The sequence below is a fragment of the Deinococcus yavapaiensis KR-236 genome (genome assembly GCF_003217515.1).
Lineage (GTDB): Bacteria > Deinococcota > Deinococci > Deinococcales > Deinococcaceae > Deinococcus_A > Deinococcus_A yavapaiensis.
On the sequence record NZ_QJSX01000003.1, the window covers coordinates 142,145 to 159,847 of the forward strand.

The 17,703-nt window shown below is 66.5% G+C and carries 19 protein-coding genes; 11 read left to right on the plus strand and 8 right to left on the minus strand.

Annotated features, from left to right (window positions below; translation table 11 throughout):
• Positions 1–41: 41 nt before the first annotated feature.
• From DES52_RS04870 to DES52_RS04885, 4 genes are all read left to right on the plus strand, one after another.
• Positions 42–695, plus strand: coding sequence for a GNAT family N-acetyltransferase (locus DES52_RS04870; protein ID WP_170130890.1), 654 nt, complete (start codon positions 42–44; stop codon positions 693–695).
• Complete coding sequence (locus DES52_RS04875; RefSeq protein WP_110885664.1) at positions 695–2,242, plus strand: DUF945 family protein; 1,548 nt, start codon at positions 695–697, stop codon at positions 2,240–2,242. Before DES52_RS04870 ends, DES52_RS04875 begins: the two co-directional genes overlap by 1 nt.
• A gap of 154 nt (positions 2,243–2,396) precedes the next feature.
• A complete protein-coding gene (locus tag DES52_RS04880) occupies positions 2,397–3,293 on the plus strand; it encodes an SDR family oxidoreductase (protein ID WP_110885665.1) in 897 nt (298 codons plus the stop codon).
• 126 nt (positions 3,294–3,419) lie between these two features.
• A complete protein-coding gene (locus tag DES52_RS04885) occupies positions 3,420–3,878 on the plus strand; it encodes a single-stranded DNA-binding protein (RefSeq protein ID WP_110885666.1) in 459 nt (152 codons plus the stop codon).
• Between the two features lie 4 nt (positions 3,879–3,882).
• Here the strand turns inward: DES52_RS04885 and DES52_RS04890 are convergent, their stop codons facing one another.
• The 4 genes from DES52_RS04890 to DES52_RS04910 all read right to left on the minus strand — a co-directional run bounded on the left by DES52_RS04890 (position 3,883) and on the right by DES52_RS04910 (position 9,200).
• Positions 3,883–5,226, minus strand: a complete 1,344-nt coding sequence (locus DES52_RS04890; RefSeq protein ID WP_110885667.1) for a multicopper oxidase family protein — start codon at positions 5,224–5,226, stop codon at positions 3,883–3,885.
• 51 nt (positions 5,227–5,277) lie between these two features.
• Positions 5,278–6,138: a hypothetical protein gene (locus DES52_RS04895; RefSeq protein WP_245900716.1), complete on the minus strand. Its 861-nt coding sequence runs from the start codon at positions 6,136–6,138 to the stop codon at positions 5,278–5,280.
• A 157-nt stretch (positions 6,139–6,295) separates the two neighbouring features.
• Complete coding sequence (locus DES52_RS04900; protein ID WP_170130891.1) at positions 6,296–7,738, minus strand: FAD-binding oxidoreductase; 1,443 nt, start codon at positions 7,736–7,738, stop codon at positions 6,296–6,298.
• 709 nt (positions 7,739–8,447) lie between these two features.
• Entirely contained in the window at positions 8,448–9,200 is a 753-nt protein-coding gene (locus DES52_RS04910; protein WP_110885670.1) for a serine/threonine-protein kinase, read from the minus strand.
• Positions 9,201–9,300: 100 nt separating this feature from the next.
• Between DES52_RS04910 and DES52_RS04915 the strand changes: the two genes are divergently transcribed.
• Positions 9,301–10,179, plus strand: a complete 879-nt coding sequence (locus DES52_RS04915) for a patatin-like phospholipase family protein (RefSeq protein WP_110885671.1) — start codon at positions 9,301–9,303, stop codon at positions 10,177–10,179.
• The gene (gene lepB / locus DES52_RS04920; RefSeq protein WP_110885672.1) at positions 10,176–10,940 is read left to right on the plus strand and encodes a signal peptidase I; all 765 of its coding nucleotides are present in this window, start codon (positions 10,176–10,178) and stop codon (positions 10,938–10,940) included. The genes DES52_RS04915 and lepB overlap by 4 nt, the downstream gene beginning before the upstream one ends.
• Positions 10,941–11,209: 269 nt before the next feature.
• Here lepB and DES52_RS04925 read toward each other — a convergent pair whose 3' ends face one another.
• From DES52_RS04925 to DES52_RS04935, 3 genes are all read right to left on the minus strand, one after another.
• Positions 11,210–11,506: a DUF503 domain-containing protein gene (locus DES52_RS04925; RefSeq protein WP_110885839.1), complete on the minus strand. Its 297-nt coding sequence runs from the start codon at positions 11,504–11,506 to the stop codon at positions 11,210–11,212.
• Between the two features lie 138 nt (positions 11,507–11,644).
• A complete protein-coding gene (locus tag DES52_RS04930) occupies positions 11,645–11,851 on the minus strand; it encodes a heavy-metal-associated domain-containing protein (protein ID WP_110885673.1) in 207 nt (68 codons plus the stop codon).
• A 29-nt stretch (positions 11,852–11,880) separates the two neighbouring features.
• Complete coding sequence (locus tag DES52_RS04935) at positions 11,881–12,357, minus strand: DUF1999 domain-containing protein (RefSeq protein WP_110885840.1); 477 nt, start codon at positions 12,355–12,357, stop codon at positions 11,881–11,883.
• 40 nt (positions 12,358–12,397) lie between these two features.
• Here DES52_RS04935 and DES52_RS04940 point away from each other — a divergent pair, with 40 nt between their 5' ends.
• Together DES52_RS04940 and pth are read left to right on the plus strand one after the other, a co-directional pair.
• Positions 12,398–12,799: a hypothetical protein gene (locus DES52_RS04940; RefSeq protein ID WP_110885674.1), complete on the plus strand. Its 402-nt coding sequence runs from the start codon at positions 12,398–12,400 to the stop codon at positions 12,797–12,799.
• The gene (gene pth, locus DES52_RS04945; protein ID WP_110885675.1) at positions 12,796–13,416 is read left to right on the plus strand and encodes an aminoacyl-tRNA hydrolase; all 621 of its coding nucleotides are present in this window, start codon (positions 12,796–12,798) and stop codon (positions 13,414–13,416) included. The genes DES52_RS04940 and pth overlap by 4 nt, the downstream gene beginning before the upstream one ends.
• Here pth and DES52_RS04950 read toward each other — a convergent pair.
• Positions 13,387–14,286, minus strand: a complete 900-nt coding sequence (locus tag DES52_RS04950) for a hypothetical protein (protein ID WP_110885676.1) — start codon at positions 14,284–14,286, stop codon at positions 13,387–13,389. The genes pth and DES52_RS04950 overlap by 30 nt on opposite strands.
• A 70-nt stretch (positions 14,287–14,356) precedes the next feature.
• On the opposite strand from DES52_RS04950, the gene DES52_RS04955 reads away from it, so the two are divergent.
• Genes DES52_RS04955 through DES52_RS04965 form a run of 3 tightly spaced genes read left to right on the plus strand, consistent with a single transcriptional unit; the run spans position 14,357 to position 17,702 of the window.
• Positions 14,357–15,403, plus strand: a complete 1,047-nt coding sequence (locus DES52_RS04955) for a M42 family metallopeptidase (RefSeq protein ID WP_245900718.1) — start codon at positions 14,357–14,359, stop codon at positions 15,401–15,403.
• A gap of 52 nt (positions 15,404–15,455) precedes the next feature.
• Positions 15,456–16,022 (plus strand): DUF4126 domain-containing protein, encoded by a 567-nt coding sequence (locus DES52_RS04960; RefSeq protein WP_110885678.1) that lies wholly within the window; start codon positions 15,456–15,458, stop codon positions 16,020–16,022.
• A 36-nt stretch (positions 16,023–16,058) separates the two neighbouring features.
• Positions 16,059–17,702: an FAD-binding dehydrogenase gene (locus tag DES52_RS04965; RefSeq protein WP_110885679.1), complete on the plus strand. Its 1,644-nt coding sequence runs from the start codon at positions 16,059–16,061 to the stop codon at positions 17,700–17,702.
• The last annotated feature ends 1 nt before the right edge of the window (position 17,703 follow it).

Here is a 17,703-nt window from a genome sequence, read left to right on the forward strand (position 1 = left end):
TCAGGCTAGGCCGACCTTCGCTCGAACTGGTACAACGAAGCGTGACCTTCTCGATCGTTCTTCGTCCCGCTCGTTCCTCGGACGCCGCCGCGGCGGCCCCGCTGGTGTATTGCAGCGGTCCACGCGAACTCGATTACTTGTTCGGAAAGGCGCCCGAGTTCTTGCGCTTCGCGTTCGAGAGCGGTCGCGGCGCGTTCGGCCACGCGTGCTTCACGGTGGCGGAGCGCGAAGGTCGCGTCGTGGGGGTCGTGGCGGTGGCGAGCGCGCAGGACACGTTGCGACGAGACGTGGGATTGGTGTGGTCGTTGCTGCGCTTTTGCAAGCTCGGGGCGTTCGGCGTGGTGACGCGCGGCTTGCGGTTGTCGCGCCTCATGCCGCCGCCTTCGAAGGAAACGTTGTTTTTGTCGCTGCTCGGTGTGAGCGAGGACGTTCGTGGGCGCAGCGTCGGGACGCGGCTGATTCGTGGCGTGGTGGAGCGTGCGCACGCCGAGGGGTACGCGAAGGTGGCGCTGGACGTTGCCGTGACGAACGACGACGCGCGGCGTTTGTACGAGCGGCTGGGCTTTCGGGTGGCGCGGCAGCGAGCGTGGGCTCATCGAGGGAACGTGCCGGGGCAGCGTCGAATGGAACTCGACTTGACGGTGAAGGCAGCTGCGCCTTTGCTGGAGCGCCTCGCGCGCTCGGGGGAGGCGTGATGAAGAACGCGGTGAAGAAGGCGGGATGGCTGGTCGGCGGGGCGCTGCTGTTGAGCGGCGGAGCGTTCACGGCGAGCGTCGTGGCGTCGAGCGAGGCCGTGAACGCCCAGCTGGAGGGGTGGGCGAAGACGGTGGAGGCGCTCGGAGGGCGCGTCGTGGTGAAGTCGAACGAGCAAACGGCGTTCGGCGGGCGGCAGGTGACGGTCTTGCAGTTCGGGCAGGACGTGGAGGTCGAGCTGACGAGTTCGTACCGCAACGGGCCGTGGCTGCCGGGCGGGCGCTTCGGGGCGTCGCTCGTGTCGACGGACGTGACGTTCTCGCCGAAGTTGCAGCGCGTGCTCGACGCGGGAACGAACGGCAAGCACGTGACGTTGGAGACGCTCGTGTCGTTCGGAGGGCGCACCACGACGTCGATCGACTTGCCCGCCGCGTCGTTCGAGGCGGACGGGATGCGGGTGTCGTGGTCCGCCTCGCGCGGCACCTTGCGTTCGAGCGGCCCTCGGTCGTCGTCCGAGTTGACCTTGGACCGCGTGTCGCTCGAGGACGAGGACGTCGCGTTTTCGTTGGAGAACGTGCGGTTTTCGAATGACGCGCGCGAGGTGGGCGCAGGGTTGAGCTTCGGATCGTCGGCGTTCTCGGTGGCGCGCGCGACCGTGAAGGCGGAGGGTGAGAGCGTGGGAGTGCGTGACTTCACGCTGAAATCGTCGGTGGACGGCGACGACGGCAAGGTGAACGTGAGCGCCGAGACGGCGATCGGTGAGATCGACGGGCCGGAAATGGACGTGCGAAACGTCCGCCTCGCCGGGTCTCTTCGGTCGTTGGACCGCGTGGGCTTGGTGACGCTCGTGCGAGCGGCGAGCGACTTCGCCGGGACGCTCGCCGAGGACGATCCTGTCGTCACGAGAAACCTCTCGAGCGCGGTGTCGCGCCTTTTGAACGGAGGCCCGGTGCTGTCGTTGGACGAGGTGTCGTTTTCGATGCCGCAGGGCAGCGTGCGCCTGAGTGCGAACGTCGCGTTTACGAGCGGGGCGAAGCTCGATTTGGAGCGCCTCGTGGACGACCCGTCGGCGCTGTTGGAGCGCTTGACGGCGGGCGCGCGCTTCGAGGCGGACGAGGCGGTGCTGCGCGCGTTGGAGGCGGAGGTCGGCGAGGAGGGAGCGGTGTCGTCCATCGTGGACGCCGGGCTGCTGATTCGCGAGAACGGGAAACTGCGCGCCACGGTGGAGGTGGACGCGAAGGGGGTGCGCGTCAACGGGGAGGCGTTGCCGCCCGAGTTCTTCCGTGAGAACGACGACGCGCCAACGTCGTCGGACGACGAGGACTTGGCGACGACGTGCGCGAAGGACTTGTTCTTGGCGCAGGAGTTGTACCGCCGAACGCACGAGTCGTACGCTTCGAAGGCAGAGGACTTGGAGTTCGACGAGGCATGCGAGGGAACGGTGGAGGTCGTGATCGACGCGGCGAACGCGAACGGGTGGGCGGGCGGGGTGCGCGCTCGGTCGGGCGGTTCGGTCGTGCGGGTGTCGAACGAGGGCTTGGGCGAGTAGGAATACGTTCGCCTTGACGCGGCCCTCTTATCCGCCGCGTCAAGGCGAACGGTACGATGAAAAGGATTCACACGTCGTCTTCTCGTCGCGCTGCTCTCGCGTCACGCTCGGTGTCGGTGGTTGCACGGTCTCCGGTTCTCTCGAGGAGGTTGACATGATTCTCGTCGTCGGCGCGACAGGCTTTTTGGGCAGCACCATCTGCGGCATGCTCGCTCGGCAGGGGCGCTCGGTACGAGCGGTGGTTCGCTCTTCGTCCGATCCGGTGAAGGTGCAGGCGTTGCGCGACCTCGGCTGCGACCTCGTGGAGGCGGACTTGAAGGAACCGGCGTCCCTGAAGCTCGCGTGCGCGGGCGTGGACACGGTCGTGAGCACGGCGACCACGACGCTGCGAGATCAAGGCGTGGACTCTATTCCGGACGTGGACGAGTCGGGGCAGTTGCACCTCGTGGAGGCGGCGCGCGAAGGCGGCGTGCGGCATTTCGTGTACGTGTCGTTTCCGAGCGACTTGGACGGAGATGTGCCGTCGCCTTTGGCGAAGGCGAAGCGGGCGGTGGAGAACGCACTCCGGTCGAGCGCGATGACCTTCACGATTTTACAGCCCGCGTGCTTCATGGAAGTTTGGCTGGGTCCCGCCATAGGCTTCGATTACGCCGGTGGGTCGGCGCAGGTCTTTGGTTCGGGAGACGCGCCGGTGGCGTACATCAGCTTGGTGGACGTCGCGCGTTTCGTCGTGGCGAGCTTGGACCATCCGGCGGCTCGAAACGTCACGTTGCCGCTCGTGGCGCAGAACGTATCGATGAACGAGGCGGTGCGGACTTTCGAAGCGGTGAGCGGACGGACGTTCGCCGTGCGCCGCGTTCCGATCGAGGCGCTAGAGCAGCAGCTGGCGGCGGCGCGCTCGCCCTTGGAGCAAAGCTTCGGCACGTTGATGCTGGGCGTGGCGAGGGGCGCGGCGCAGCAGATGGACGAACGGCAAGCGGCCTTCGGCATTGAATGCGCGACGGTGGAAGAGTACGCTCGGCGCTCGGTGACGCCCATCGCGACTTCCTGAGGACTTCGGTTGCAAGACGAGCCGAACCGTGCGGCTCGTCTTTTGCTGCCTTCAGCAACGTGCTGTAAGGTTCGGTGTGCACCTTCGAATCGCGGATGTGTTATGCTATTTACGTAAAGGAGAAGCATGCCTCAACTACACCTGACGGGCCCCCTCGGAACGAGCATCAGCGTCGAAGTGCAAGACGAACGAGAAATCCTCACGACCTTGCGCAAGTACGGCAAGAGCGGTTGGACGAGCGGCGACCTTCCCGCCGGAGGCCTCGTGCTGCCCCTCTCCATGGCCGACCTCTTCGACTGGTCGCTCATCGGCGCGCGGCCCTACGTCAACAACGACGGTGAATCGTGCGTCTTGTACAAAGGACAGACGTACAAGCGGCGCGAACTCGAGGAAGTCGACACGAAGAAGCTCAAGCTTCCCAAGATCGTGAAGTACTCGCGCGGCGCGCGCCCGACCGACTTACCGCACCTCAAGGAAGGCGACGAGGGCGGCGTGCAATACATCACCCTCATCACCTTCCGCGGTGGCGGCAAGGTCGTCGACGCGTACGTCGACCCAGCCGCGCGCACCCTGCAAGAGAAGTAAGGGTTCACTCCACGACGACCTTGCCCGTCATGAACGGGTGCGGCAAGCAGTGGAACGTGTACGTGCCCGGCCGATCGAACGTGAAGCTCACGCGCCCGCCCCTCGCGAGCGGGCGCGTCGTCTCCGTTCCGTCCGGCGCGCGCACGACCACCGCGTGCGCTACGAGGTCCGCGTTCGACCACGTCACCGTCGTGCCCGCTCGAACGCGCACGTCGCTCGGAGCGAAGCGAAAACCGCTCGCCTTCACCGAAGGCGCGTCCGCGTTCGTCAGGAGAGTCGCGGCGCTTTGCGCGGAAGCGGCGGCCCCCATGTCGTGCCCGTGCGCGGGCGCGCCCTGCTGCAAGTCGAGGCGACCGTGTTCGTCGAGCGCCGCGCCGCCGCGCACCATGAAGTGGATGCCGCCCGGATACACGCCGTCGTTGGTCGCGTGCTCTCCGATGTGATCGTGAAAGACGAAGGTCCCGTCGCGCCCGCGCACCAACAAGTCGTACCGCTCGCCCGGAGCGATGAGGAGCGTGTCGGCCTCGTACGGTGCGGGCAAATCGTGCCCATCTTTGGCGATCACGAGGAAGGTCACGCCGTGCAAGTGCATGGAATGCACCTGCGAGCCCAAGTTGATCATGCGAAGCAGACTCGTTTCGCCGGGCGCGACGGCGAGATCGGGAATGAGCGGCGACGCGCGCCCGTTCACGAGAAAGTAGTTCGGCGTGGCGTGATGCACGAGCGCGTTCGGATCCTGACGGCTGTCCCACTCGTCGAGGATGAGGGTGTGCTCGGAGTTCCAAACTTTCGGCGCGTCGACCCTCGGTTCGACGACGAGCGCGCCGTACATGCCCATGTCGAGGTGCAAGTTCGTCTGGACGTGACAGTGATACGCGAAGGTGCCGGCATCCGTCGCGACGAACTCGTACGTGAACGACTCGCCCGGCAGCACCTCCTTGAGGCCGTCCATCCGCTCGGCGAGGCTCACGATGCCATGCAGGTGAATGCTGTGCGGCTGGTCGAAGGTGTTGCGAAACGTGAGCCGCACGAGATCGCCTTGCTGCACGCGCAACTCCGGTCCCGGAACGGTCGGCGTCTGCCCGGGAAAGCCGAAGGCCCACTGCTCGACCTTCACGCCCGGGGCGATCTCGGCTTGAACGCGGTGCACTTCCAACGTGAATTCGCGCACGCGTCCCGTGAACTGCTCGACGGGAATCGTGCCGACGGGCGCGTGAAGAAAGCGATCGATGAGACTTGTACGGTCGGTCGGCACGGCGCCTTCACCCGCACGCACGGGCATCGGGGCGAGCGTCGCCCCGGCGAGCAAGACGCCGACCAGACCGAGTCGAAGGGAAAAGCGAGCCATGATCCTCCCGAAAGAAAGCGGAGCGAAGGTTTGCCTCCGCTCCGCACGTGCTTACTTCACCGTGAAGAACTGCGTCATGCCGAGCATCGCGTGCGGCATCTGCGTCTTGGGATCCCCGATGAAGCACGCCAGGAAGTACGTGCCGGGCGCGAGGTTCATCGTGACGACGTTGCTCTTGCCGGGCGACAGCACCTGCGCGCCTTGGTCGCCCAGCATGTCCAGGGGCGGAGCGCCCGTCTGCTGCTCGGGCGGCGCCATCAAGAAGCGCATCACGTCGTCCTGGGTCTTGCCGGGTTGCAGGCGCGCCACCAACAGGAAGTGCGGCTGCGTTCCCTGATTCGTGACGTTCCACGTTTGCGCGCCCGCTTTGATCTGCGTGGCGGGCAGCGCGACCGCGAAGTCGGCGAGACCCACCTGGTAGTCCGTTTTGGGAGCGGCGTCGGCCGAAGCGCCCTTCACGACCGTGAACACTTCCAAGAAGCCTTGCGCGGCGAGCGCCTTCGGGTTCTTCTCGTCGCCGTTCATGGACAAGCTGGACACGGCGTACGTGCCCGGCTCCAGGGTCACGCCGACACTGCCCGACTTGCCGGGATCCACGGACATCACGCCGCCGAAGAACGAAGCGGCCTTCATGAGAGGCTCGGCGGCCGCGTCGCCGTTCATGGCAAAGTCCGAGATGGCTTTGACAAGGGCCGCCTTGCCGACACCGGCGTTGAGCTTGAAGATTTGCAGGTCGTGCGGCGTCTTGTCGGTGTTCTTGAGCTCGAAACGAACGTAACCGGCCGAGACTTGAGCGGGCACCTTGTAAGCGCTCGAAGTCGCCGTGACGGTCACGGGAGACGCGGCGAGGGCGCCGCCGAGCAAGGCGAACGAGAGGGCGGCGGTGGCGGACAGGAAGGTCTTTCGTTGCATAAGATTCCTCCTAGGGAAGGGGAGAGGGCTTCGAGCGCGTCGGACGTTCATCGCGGACGGCCAAGAGAAAGGTACGTCGAGGAGGCGCGCGTCCACATCGTCGAAATGAATGTGTCGGCTCGCTTCGTCGCCTCGTTCGAATGAACGAGGCGACTCCTCAGTCGTCGGCGCTCACGAGCGCCACGTTCGCAGAAGCGAGCGTGACGTTCACGTTGCGCCGCAAGACGTTGTCGGGATCGACCCTGGTCTTCACGGCGGCCAAGCGGTCGAAGGTGACGTCCGGAAACACCGCTCGGGCCCGCCCAGCGTCGGCGAGACCCACGAAATTTCCGTAGGCGCCGCTTCCGAAGGCGCGCACGCCTTCGAAGACGAACTCGGTCGCGTCGCGCGCCTGACGCTCGGCGGCGTCGCCCGCGTCGTCCGGGCTCATGTGATCGACGAGCAGCAGAAACGCGGCGTCACGGTGCGCGAACGCCGTGTCCGAAGCTGCCACGCGACTCATCGCGCCGCCCAACGCGCGAAGTTGCACGAGCGTTCCAGGCTGCACGACCGACAAGATGCGCGTGACGAGCGCCTCGATCGCCTCGTCGCCGAGGTCGGCCATGAACTGCGAACGCGCGTGGTGCCGAAAGCCGAGCCGTCCGCCCACCTCGTGCAGTCGGAACAAGTCCGGGTACGGCGTCGGACCAACGGAGTCCATCAGCGGCTCGGCGAGTCGTCGAAGCGGCTCGACGATTCGCTCGCCTTCGGCGAGGTTTCCCGAGTAGCACACCATCACGCCGAGAATCGGCTTTCCGATCAACTCGGCGGGCACGAACGGCGCGGGAGGCGCGGCGATCAGGATCGCTTGGGTCGTCAACTCGTCGGGTGCCGAGCGAGCGTAGTCCGCGTAGCGGCGCAACAAGCTTCGCGCGACGTTCGCGTCCGCAGCGTCGTAGAACACGGCGCCGCCGACGACCGTGCCGCCTTCGTGCACCTTCACGTCGAACGTCGTCACGATTCCGACGTTCGCGCCGCCTCCTCGCACCGCCCAGAACAACTCGGAATCGACGGTGGCGCTTGCTCGCCGAACTTCCCCGTCGGACGTGACGACTTCCACGGCGGTGACGCGGTCGATGGCGAGGCCGTGCTTGCGCACGAACCAACCGATGCCGCCGCCTTGCAGCAAGCCGCCCACGCCGACCGTCGCGGTATCCCCAGCGGTGAGGGCGAGTCCGAAGCGATGCAACGCCACCGCGACTTCACCCCACGTCGCGCCGGGCTGCAAGCGCGCCGTGCGCGACAACGGATCGACTTGCACGGCGTTCAAGCGTGAAAGGTCGATGACGAGACCGTCGCCCGTTCCGTACCCGGCGGGACTATGGCCGCCGCTTCGCACGACGACGGGAAGGCCGTGCGCCCGAGCGAAGCGAACGCACGACGCGACTTCGCGGGCATCGGCGGGCCGCGCGATCAGGCGAGGCGAGCTTCGAACGGCCGCGTTCCACACGCCGCGCCGCGCCTCGTACGCGGCGTCTCCGGGCAGCAGCACGTGGCCGCCGAGATCGGCATGGAATCGAGCGAGAGCGGCGGCATCGACGGGCAGCGGTTGTTCGTTCATACGTCCTCCTAAGGCTCTCGATGGCGAGAAGCTTGCACCGAAGGTAGGACCGAGCGCCCTCGCCGCACATCGCTCGATCGAGTGATGGCACCCTCGGCGAGGACTTGCACGAATGAGGGAGGCCTTCATCCACCGCGCGAGTCTCGAGCACGATGAAGTCGAGTTCACGGTGTTGAAGGATGGCGTCGGCGCATGAAGGAGAAAACGCGTTGCGCGCCTCGACACGGCTTCCAGGCGCCACACCCTTGCTGGGCCGCGAACAGGACTTGAAGGCCGTCCTCGACACGCTCGCGCGAAGCGAGGTCGCGCTCGTGACGATCACCGCGACGGGGGCGGTGTCGGCAAGACCCGCCTCACCCTCGCCGCTCGGCAGGAACCGGGAATCGACCCAACGTTTCGTAACGGCGTGACCTTCGCGCCCCTCGCCTCCGTGAGGGGCGCTTCCTCGGCGTTCACGACCACGCGCGACGTCCTGCGGAACGCGCTGGAACGGCGTGACATGCCGCTGATCCTCGACAACTTCGAACACCTGCTCGACACGTCACACGTCACACGTCGTTTCGGAGTGGCGCGCGGCGCAACCGCGCGTGAAACTGCTCGTGACGACCCGCGCTCCGCAGGGCGCGTTCCCGAACGTTCGCGCCTCGCCCATGCCCTCGCGGGATTCCACGCTGTCGCGAATCCCGGGCGTCCACGCGAACAGGACCGATCAGTAAGGCAAGGCCGCCAACTCCAGCAGGCGGCGGCGCGCTTCGCGGGCGTCAGAGAGGCGTTCGGAACGCGAGGGCTGCATCAAAGCGACGCGCAGCGACTCCAGCGGGTCGCGCGTGACGCGCACGTCGGCGTCCGCCAGCGGCAACTCGCCGTGCAAGCCCCAGTACAGCAAGATGCCCACGCCGTACAAGTCGCTTTCCGTCGACAAGGGCTCGCCACGCGCCGCTTCCGGCGACAAGAAGGCCGCCGTTCCGATGCGCAGCGCCGTTCCGAACGCTTCCCGATTCGGCCCCGAAAGGTCGAAGTCCACGAGTTTCGCGCTGCCATCGGTGTCCACGATGATGTTCTCGGGCTTGAGGTCGCGGTGGATGATGCCGTTGTCGTGCATGTACGTCAACGCTTCGAGAACGTGCGCGAGCGTCAGCAGGTACGCCTTGCGCTCGTGCGCCAGCGCGGGCCGCGCCGAGTAGCGTTCGAACAGCACGCGCCCGCGCGCGAAGCTCAAGATGAGGGCGGGCTGGCCCTCCACGTTCACGCGTTGCATCACCTGACCGAGGCGCGGGTGGGACAAGCGCCCCGCGCTCGTCATTTCACGTTGCGCCCGCGCCTCCAGTTCGGGCGGAAAGATCTTCACGGCGTACGGCAAGCCGTCCACGCCGACCGCGAAGTACACCACGCTGCTCGCGCCGTGCCCGACGGGCCGCACCAATCGGTAGCGTCCTTCGACCAACGTTCCCGCGAGCGGCATCACTTCACGGTATACCAGAAGAAGCGCCCCTCGCGCTTCTCCGCCCTCGACAACGGCGCGTGAAAGGACCTCGCATGCACTTCAAGAACAGGACGCTCTCGTGACGACCCTCGGACTCGCGCTCGGCGGTGGCGGCGCGCGCGGCTTGGCGCACATCGGCGTGCTCCGCGTCCTCGAGACAGACGGCGTCCGACCCGGCGTGATCGCCGGGACGAGCATGGGCGGATTGATCGGCGCGTTCTTCGCCGCCGGCCTCTCCGCCGACGCCATCGAGAACATCGCGTCGCACGTGTCGTGGCGCAGCTTGCTCGAACTTCGCCCGGGCAGCGGCCTGCTGCGAGGCTCGGCGTTCGAGGCGATGCTCGCGCAGCACCTGCCGCGCACCTTCGAGGAGTTGAGCATTCCGCTCATCGTGACGGCCACGGACGTCCTCACGGGTCGGCTCGTGTACCTGTACAAGGGAGACTTGCTGTCCGCTTTGCGTGCCACGAGCGCCTATCCGGGCGCGGTCGATCCCGTTCACCGTGAAGGGCGCTTGCTCGCCGACGGCGGCATCCTCAATCAAGTGCCCGTGGACGCGGCGCTCTTCCTCGGGGCGGCGAAGGTGATCGCCGTGGACGTCACGACGCCCGCTCCGCTCGACATGCCCGCTCGGCGGCGCTTTTTGCTGTGGCGCCGCGCGGGCGAGGAGCGTCCTCGATCCGACGCGTCGTCCGGCTTGTCTCCCATTCGGGCCCTCACGCGCGCCCTCGACATCATGCAGGCGCAGCTCACCGACACGCGTCTTTCGTTGTACAAGCCCGACTTGCTGTTGCGGCCTTCCCTGGAAGGCATCGAGCTGATGTCGTTTCGTCGCGTGGACACGGCGATCAAGGCGGGCGAGCATGAAGCCTTCGCGCACCGCGACGACCTGATTGCCCTCGCAGGAATGCCTCGCCGCGCCCCTGCTATGCTGCCTCAGGAAGAAGGAGACGCATGACCAAACCCAAACCTGTCCTCACGCCCTGGCAGCGCTTGTGGCGAGAATTGCTCGAACCGATTTTGTTCGCCGTCGTCATCACGCAGTTTCTCGTGACGCTCGTGGGCGTGGACGGCGCGAGCATGATGCCGAACTTGCGAAACGGCGAGCGCGTCGTCGTGCCGAAGTACGAAACGTGGCTGCACCGACTCGGCGTCGGGCAGTTCTCACGCGGCGACATTCTGATCTTCAAACCGCCCGGCGCCGCCGAGTCGCGCTCTTTTCTCGGCGTTTGGGACTACCGTCCGTACCTCATCAAACGCCTCATCGGCTTGCCGGGCGACCGCGTGCGCATCGAGAGCGGCAATGTGTACGTGAACGACAAGCTCCTCGATCAAGGATTCACCACGAACTTCTGGAAGGCGCAAGGCTGCTGGGACACGACGAGCGAGCTGGCGAACAACATTCAGTACGCGGGAGGACGCGGCGTGAACGAGACGCAGCAGACGTTCACCGTTCCGGCGGGTCAGTACTTCCTGATGGGAGACAACCGCACCGCGAGCGGCAGCGAAGACTCTCGTCTCTTCGGCCCGATTCCCATGCGCGACATCGCCGGTCGTGCCGCGCTCGTCGTGTGGCCCATTCAACGCAAGGCCAACGCCAAGTACGACTGCAACCAGCAAGGCGGCTCGCCCGACCAGATCATCACGTTCGACGGCCCGAGCCAGCTCAACTGGCGGATGCTGGGCCGTCCGAGCGGATTTCAAGCGGTCACGCCCTGACGTCACGCGAACCGACGCGAATTCCAACGACCCCTCGAGCGAGGGGTCGTTCGTCGTTCGAGCGCGCAGAGGTTCACGCCTTCGTCGACGGCGAGACCGGACGCGGAAGAACCGCGCGGCGAGAAGGCCCATGGAACTCGCCAGGCACGTCGATCGTGCCGAGCAGACGGGAAAACCAGCGGTTCATCGTCATGCCATCACCGAGCGGCGTCCCGAAAAGAAATGCGAACCGAAGGAACGCGCCGCTTCGGTTCGCGCCGAGATGAAGTTCACTCCAACTCGACGATGTCGGTGTTCTCCTCGGTGACTCGGTACTCGCCGTTTCCAGCGACGAACTCCGCGACCTTTTGCAGCGTCTCCTCGACCCACGCGGCGTCGTTGGAGATCGTGACGACGCCGATGACTTCCCAAGTGTGGCTGTCGAGCCCGTCGAGCCTCGCGACGGACACCGGGAAGCGGGCCTTGAGGCGCTCCACGACGGGCCGCACGAGGGCGCGTTTCTCCTTGAGGTTCGTCACCCAGTTCATTTCCAAGCGGCACGTGTACGTGCCGACGTATCCGAGGATCGCCACGTCATAGCCTTTCCGGTCGAATGCGGCGCTGCTTGGGATGCGACCCGGCTGGAAGGAGCGACGGGTCGTACACGGACACGCGGCGCCGAGTCGACGCTTTTTCGAAGCTTCGAGAGATGAGCGCCAACCGTGTCACAGCATCCCGGCGAGGAAGCCTTGCGAGCGCACGACGCGCAGAATGTCCATGACGGTCAGCAGGGACGCGTCGTAGTGGACTTCGATCTGCCCTTCGTCCGGAATGGCCTTCTTGATGCCTTCCGTGTCTTCCAGCAGACGGGCGATCTTGTCGCCCGCCTCCTTCGTCATGCCGCGAACGCCGATCAGGATGCGAGAGTTCATGCCAGCAGTCTAACGTGTCGTCTCACGGTTCAAAGCGCTTCGCCCGGCGCGGTTTCGCGCCGCGTGCCCATGTGCCGCACGCCGTACGCGCCGATTCGCACGAAGCCTTCCTCGCGCGCCGCGTCCACGAGGTCGGCCGGGACGGGGCCGTGCACCTCGTACACGGCGGCGTCGTACGCGCTCTTGCTGCACACTTTCAGCAGGCCGCGCGCCGTGTCTTCCGGCGCGCCTTGCGCCGTCCAGAGGCGCACGATCAGCACGATGGGGCGGTCGCCTTGCCACACGCTCTGCGCGAAGATCGCGCCGCGAAGCTCGCCGTCGTCGTCCGCCACGAACGAGTGCTCCGAGCGCTCGAAGAAGCGCAATGCCGCCTCGGAGGTGCGAAGGCGTCCTTCGCGCTCGCGCTCGGACAGCGTGTCGAAGGCGAGGTCCTCACGGCGCTGCACGGCGAGGTCGAGGGCGCGCAAGGCGTCGAAGTCGGCGGACGTGAAGGCTCGGTACATCATGGCGTACAGACTAACGAACGCGCGGGCATACAATCCGTGCATGACGGACACCGAGACACGCAACCACCTCAAAGCCCTCGCCACGGCGCTGCGGCACTTTCACTCGGCTCTGCTCGACGTCGCCAAGCGTGAGTACGAATCGAAGGGCGGCACGATCGACGGGCCGTTCACTCTTTACAACCTCGTCTTGAACGACGCGTCCTTTCAGTGGCTGCGTCCCTTGTCGGGCCTCATGGCGACCCTCGACGAAGTCATCGATTCCAAAGAGCGCCTCTCGGACCGTAACGTGCAGGACGTACGCGGCGCGCTCGGTTTGCTGTTCAGTCCCGCCGACACGAACTTCGCCGATTTCCGCGCGGGCTACGAACGCGCCAAGAACGACAAGCGCGTGCAGGACACCGAGAAGCGCTGGCGCGACCTCGTGCGGGGGTTGGAAGCTTGAAGCTGATCGTGGGTCTCGGCAATCCTGGCGCGATGTACGCGGCCACGCGTCATAACGTCGGCTGGCTCGTCGTGGACGAGCTCGCGCGCCAAGAAAACGCGGTGTGGCGCAAAGACGGCGACGCGGAAGTCGCCGAGGTGCGTCTCGGGCGTGAAAAGGCGTTGCTCGTCAAGCCGCAGACGTTCATGAACGCCTCGGGCCGCGCCGTCGCCCCCTTCGCGCGCTTCTACAAGCTCGAACCGAGTACGGACCTTCTCGTGGCGCAAGACGACCTCGACTCGCCGTTCGGGTTGCTGCGCTTGCGCAAAGGGGGGCGGTCGGGCGGGCAGAACGGCGTGAAGGACATCATCGCCAAGCTCGCCACCGAGGACTTCGCTCGCCTCAAGATCGGCATTTCCCGCCCTCCGAGCGGCTGGGATCCGGCGGGGTGGGTGCTGTCGAAGTGGCGTCCCGAAGAGGAAGCGACCTTGCGAGACCTCGTGGCGATCGGGGTGAAGGCCGTGCGAACCTGGGGCGAGAAGGGATTGCTGGACGCGCAGAAGGACTTCAACGGCACCGATCTGCGCCCTAGGGAAGCCCAGGCGCCGTCACCGATGCCCGCCACGCCCGACGCTTGAACGGCCGCGCACTTCTTGCGCGCTCACGCTCCGACGAGTTCCAGACGGAACGGCTTCCCAGCCGCACGCTCCGTCCTGGCCGACACGCGCTCGCAACTCGCTCTTGTCTTCCGCGTCCGACGTGAAGTCCACGCCGAGCGCCGTCAGAAGCTCGTAGACCGCCTGCGAATCGAGCGCGTCCTCCGGAAAGGCGGGACGCTCGCTCCACTGCCGAGCGAGCGTCCTCGGCGTCACGCCGCCCTCGTTCTGCAACTTGCTCACCGCCGCGCCGAATCCGGGAAGCGCGCGGTTCATCGTCGCGAGCAAGTCGGACGACACCCGCCCGCCGTTCAAGAGCGTCTCGGCGACGCTGCCGGGTCTCGGCCAAGTGTGGGCCCGCACTTCGCACCACGCCACCCACGACGTGGCGTCGGGCGGGCGCGTGACGTCCCGGGGCGAGAGGACCGAGACTTGCACGGTTGTTTCCAGGCGCGCCTCCACGAAGTCCACGAAGAAGTGCCACGTGCCGCACGCGCCGTCGTCGTAGATGCCGCCCGGAGTCGAAGCGGCCGACGTGAGGCGCAGCGTCGTCCCGAAACGTTCCAGAACCGGACGCACGAGCGCCCACGCCTCGTCCGCGCGCAACCGGCCGTCCGCGAGCGTCGCGCACGCGGTGCTCGCCAAGAGGGCGTACGTCAAGGGCCGACTCGCGTCGGGAGCGGCGAAGAACCCGTCGGCGAGAGGTCGCTCGGTCGCTTCGAGGTACGCGGCGCGCGGCACGAGCACGTCGTCGGGACGTGCCGCGTGGGGCACGTCGTCGGGGCGTACGCGGCGCTCGCCCGTCGGCGCGAGCCATACGCCCGACAACGTCCGCAAGACGTCGGGCAGCATGGACTCAGCATACGGGCGCAAGAAGCAACGGCGGCTTGCAAAGCGCTCGCGGCGGGGTATTATGCCCCCCGTGACACAACTCAACGTCGAACTGTTACGTCGTCTTTCGGAAATCGATGGTGTGCCCGGCCGTGAAGAGCACGTGCGCGACCTCGTCGTCGCCGAGATTCAAGGACTCGTGGACGAGATTCGCGAGGACGCCCTCGGAAACGTCGTCGCCCTGAAGCGTGGCACGGCGCCCGACGGCGAGCGCAAGAAGATCATGCTGTCGGCCCACATGGACGAGATCGGCTTCATCGTGAAGTTCGTCGACGACAAGGGTTACTTGCGGTTGCAAAACCTCGGCGGCTTCGACACGCGCAACTTGTTCGCGCGCAACGTCACCGTCTGGACGAAGGACGGTCCCCTGCCGGGCATCCTCTCGCCGGGCGGACGACCGGTGCACATCGCGACGCCCGAGGACCGCAAGAAGGTGCCCGAGATCAAGGAGTTCTTCGTGGACCTCGGGCGTTCGGGCGAGGACGTCAAGGCGAAGGTGCGCGTCGGGGACCCGGTGACGCTCGACCAAGCCTTCCGAGAAATCGGCGACTTGTTGTGCGGCAAGGCGATGGACGATCGTGCGAGCGTGTTCGTGCAGATCGAAGTGCTGCGCGCGCTTCAGAACGCCGCGCCGACGCACGACGTGTACGCCGTCTTCAGCACCCAGGAGGAAGTGGGCTTGCGCGGCGCGATCGTCGCCGCGTACTCCGTCGAGCCCGACATCGGCATCGGACTCGACGTGACCCTCGCCGTGGACACTCCCGGCGTCGGCCCCGACGAGGCCGTCACGAAGATGGGCGAGGGCGTGGCCGTGAAGCTCTACGATTCCACGATGATCTCGACGCGCTGGCTCGTCGACGAGTTCGTCGCGCTCGCCGAGGACAAGCGCATTCCGTATCAACTCGAGATCCTTCCGCTCGGCGGTACGGACGGCGCGGCCATCCAGCGCACGAGGGGCGGCGTTCCGACCCTCACGTTGAGCTTGCCGACGCGGTACATCCACACGATCGTCGAAAGCATTCACGCGACGGACACGCAGGCCGAGATCGACCTTCTGGTCGCGTACCTCACGAAGTAATTCCTCAAGTCCGCGCTCCGCTCCCCGGGCTTTCCGTGCCTCACCATGAGGCATGGAAAGCCTTTTTTCGAACCTCCTGTCCTCGCTGGGCTTGTCGGGTGCGGCGGGACTCAACGCGTACATTCCGCTGCTGACGTTGGGCGTCCTGGACCGATTGGGATGGACGAACCTCGCGCCGCAGTACGACTGGATTTCGAGTCCTTGGACGCTCCTGATCGTCGGCGCGATCGCCGTGCTGGACTTCATCGGCGACAAGGTGCCGGGGGTGGATCACGTGCTGCACACGGTCGGCGGATGGATCAACCCGTTGGCGGGCGCCGTGGTGTTCGCGGCGAACTCGGGCGTGTTTCACGACGTGAACCCCACCCTCGCCCTCGTCGCGGGCGCCCTCGTCGGCGGGGCCTTCCACGCGTCTCGCGCGGCGGTACGGCCGGTCGCAACGGCCACGACGGGCGGCATCGGCAACCCCGTCCTGTCCTTGTTGGAGGACGTGTCGTCGGGCGTGCTGACCTTCTTGGCGATTTTCGCGCCGATCGTGGCGGTGCTGCTGCTCGTCTTGATCGCGCTCGTGATCTTCTCGGCATGGCGAAGGTGGAGGGGGCGGCGCTGGGCGCTTTGACTTGCCGCGTGTCATGCTGTCTCAAGGAGACAAAGCATGACTCACGACGCGGACGTCATCATCGTCGGAGCGGGCCTGGCAGGGCTCGTGACGGCAGCGGAACTCGTGGACGCGGGCAAAAGGGTGCTGGTGCTGGATCAAGAGCCCGAGGCGAGCCTCGGCGGGCAAGCCTTTTGGTCGTTCGGCGGGCTGTTCTTCGTGGACTCGCCCGAGCAGCGGCGGCTCGGCATCAAGGATTCGCGCGACCTCGCCTTGTCGGACTGGATGGGCAGCGCGGGCTTCGACCGCGAGGAGGACTTCTGGCCGAGGAAGTGGGCCGAGGCCTACGTGGACTTCGCGGCGGGCGAGAAGTACGCGTGGCTGCACGCGCAAGGCGTGCGATTCTTCCCGGTCGTGCAGTGGGCGGAGCGTGGCGGGTACTTCGCGGGTGGACACGGCAACTCCGTGCCGCGTTTTCACGTGACGTGGGGAACGGGGCCGGGCGTGCTGGAGCCTTTCGTGCGCCGCACGCGCGAAGGCGAGCGGCGCGGCTTGCTGAAGTTCCTCTTTCGGCATCGCGTGACGAGCCTCACGACGACGGCGGGCGCGGTGGACGGCGTGCGCGGCGACGTGCTGGAGCGGTGTGACGTTCAGCGCGGCGAGCGCAGTTCGAGGGTCATCGTGGACGACTTCGAGTTGCACGCTCCGGCGGTCGTCGTGACGAGCGGCGGCATCGGCGCAAACCACGATCTCGTGCGGCGCCACTGGCCGCGCCGTCTCGGCGAGCCGCCGAAGAAGATGGTGTCGGGCGTGCCGGATCACGTGGACGGACGGATGCTGAGCGTGGTGCGTGACGCGGGCGGGCGGCTCGTGAACGAGGACCGCATGTGGCACTACCCGGAAGGCCTCAAGAATTACGCGCCTATCTGGTCGCGTCACGGCATCCGAGTCTTGGCGGGTCCGAGTCCGCTGTGGTTGGACGCGCGCGGTCGTCGCTTGCCGCCGCCGCTCTTTCCGGGCTTCGACTCGCTCGGGGCGCTCGCGCACATCAATGCTTCGGGGTTCGACCACTCGTGGTTCGTGCTCAATCAGAAGATCATCGAGCGTGAGTTCGCCCTCTCGGGTTCGGAGCAGAATCCGGACTTCACGGAAAAGAGCGTTTTGAAGTCGCTCGGCCGCGCGCTTCCCGGCGCGACGCCGCCCGTGGAGGCGTTCAAGACGAAGGGCGAGGACTTCGTCGTGCGCGACGACCTCGCCTCCCTCGTGCGCGGCATGAACGACTTGATCGGCGAGGACTTGATCGACGCCGCCGAACTCGAACGCACCGTGAAACTTCGCGACGCCCAAGTGGTCAACGATTTCGGCAAGGACCCCCAGCTCACGGCAATTCGCGGCGCGCGGGCCTACCTCGGTGACAAGCTTACGCGCGTTACGAAGCCGCACGCCCTGCTCGACTCGTCGGCGGGGCCGTTGATCGCCGTGCGCTTGTGGATCTTGACGCGCAAGACGCTCGGCGGCGTGGAGACGGACTTGTCGGGGCGGGTGCTCGGAAGCGACGGCTCACCGCTTCCGGGCCTCTTCGCCGCCGGAGAAGCGGCGGGTTTCGGTGGCGGCGGAATGCACGGCTACCGCTCGTTGGAAGGCACGTTCCTCGGCGGGTGCATCTTCTCGGGGCGGACCGTGGGAAGGGCGCTGGGATAAC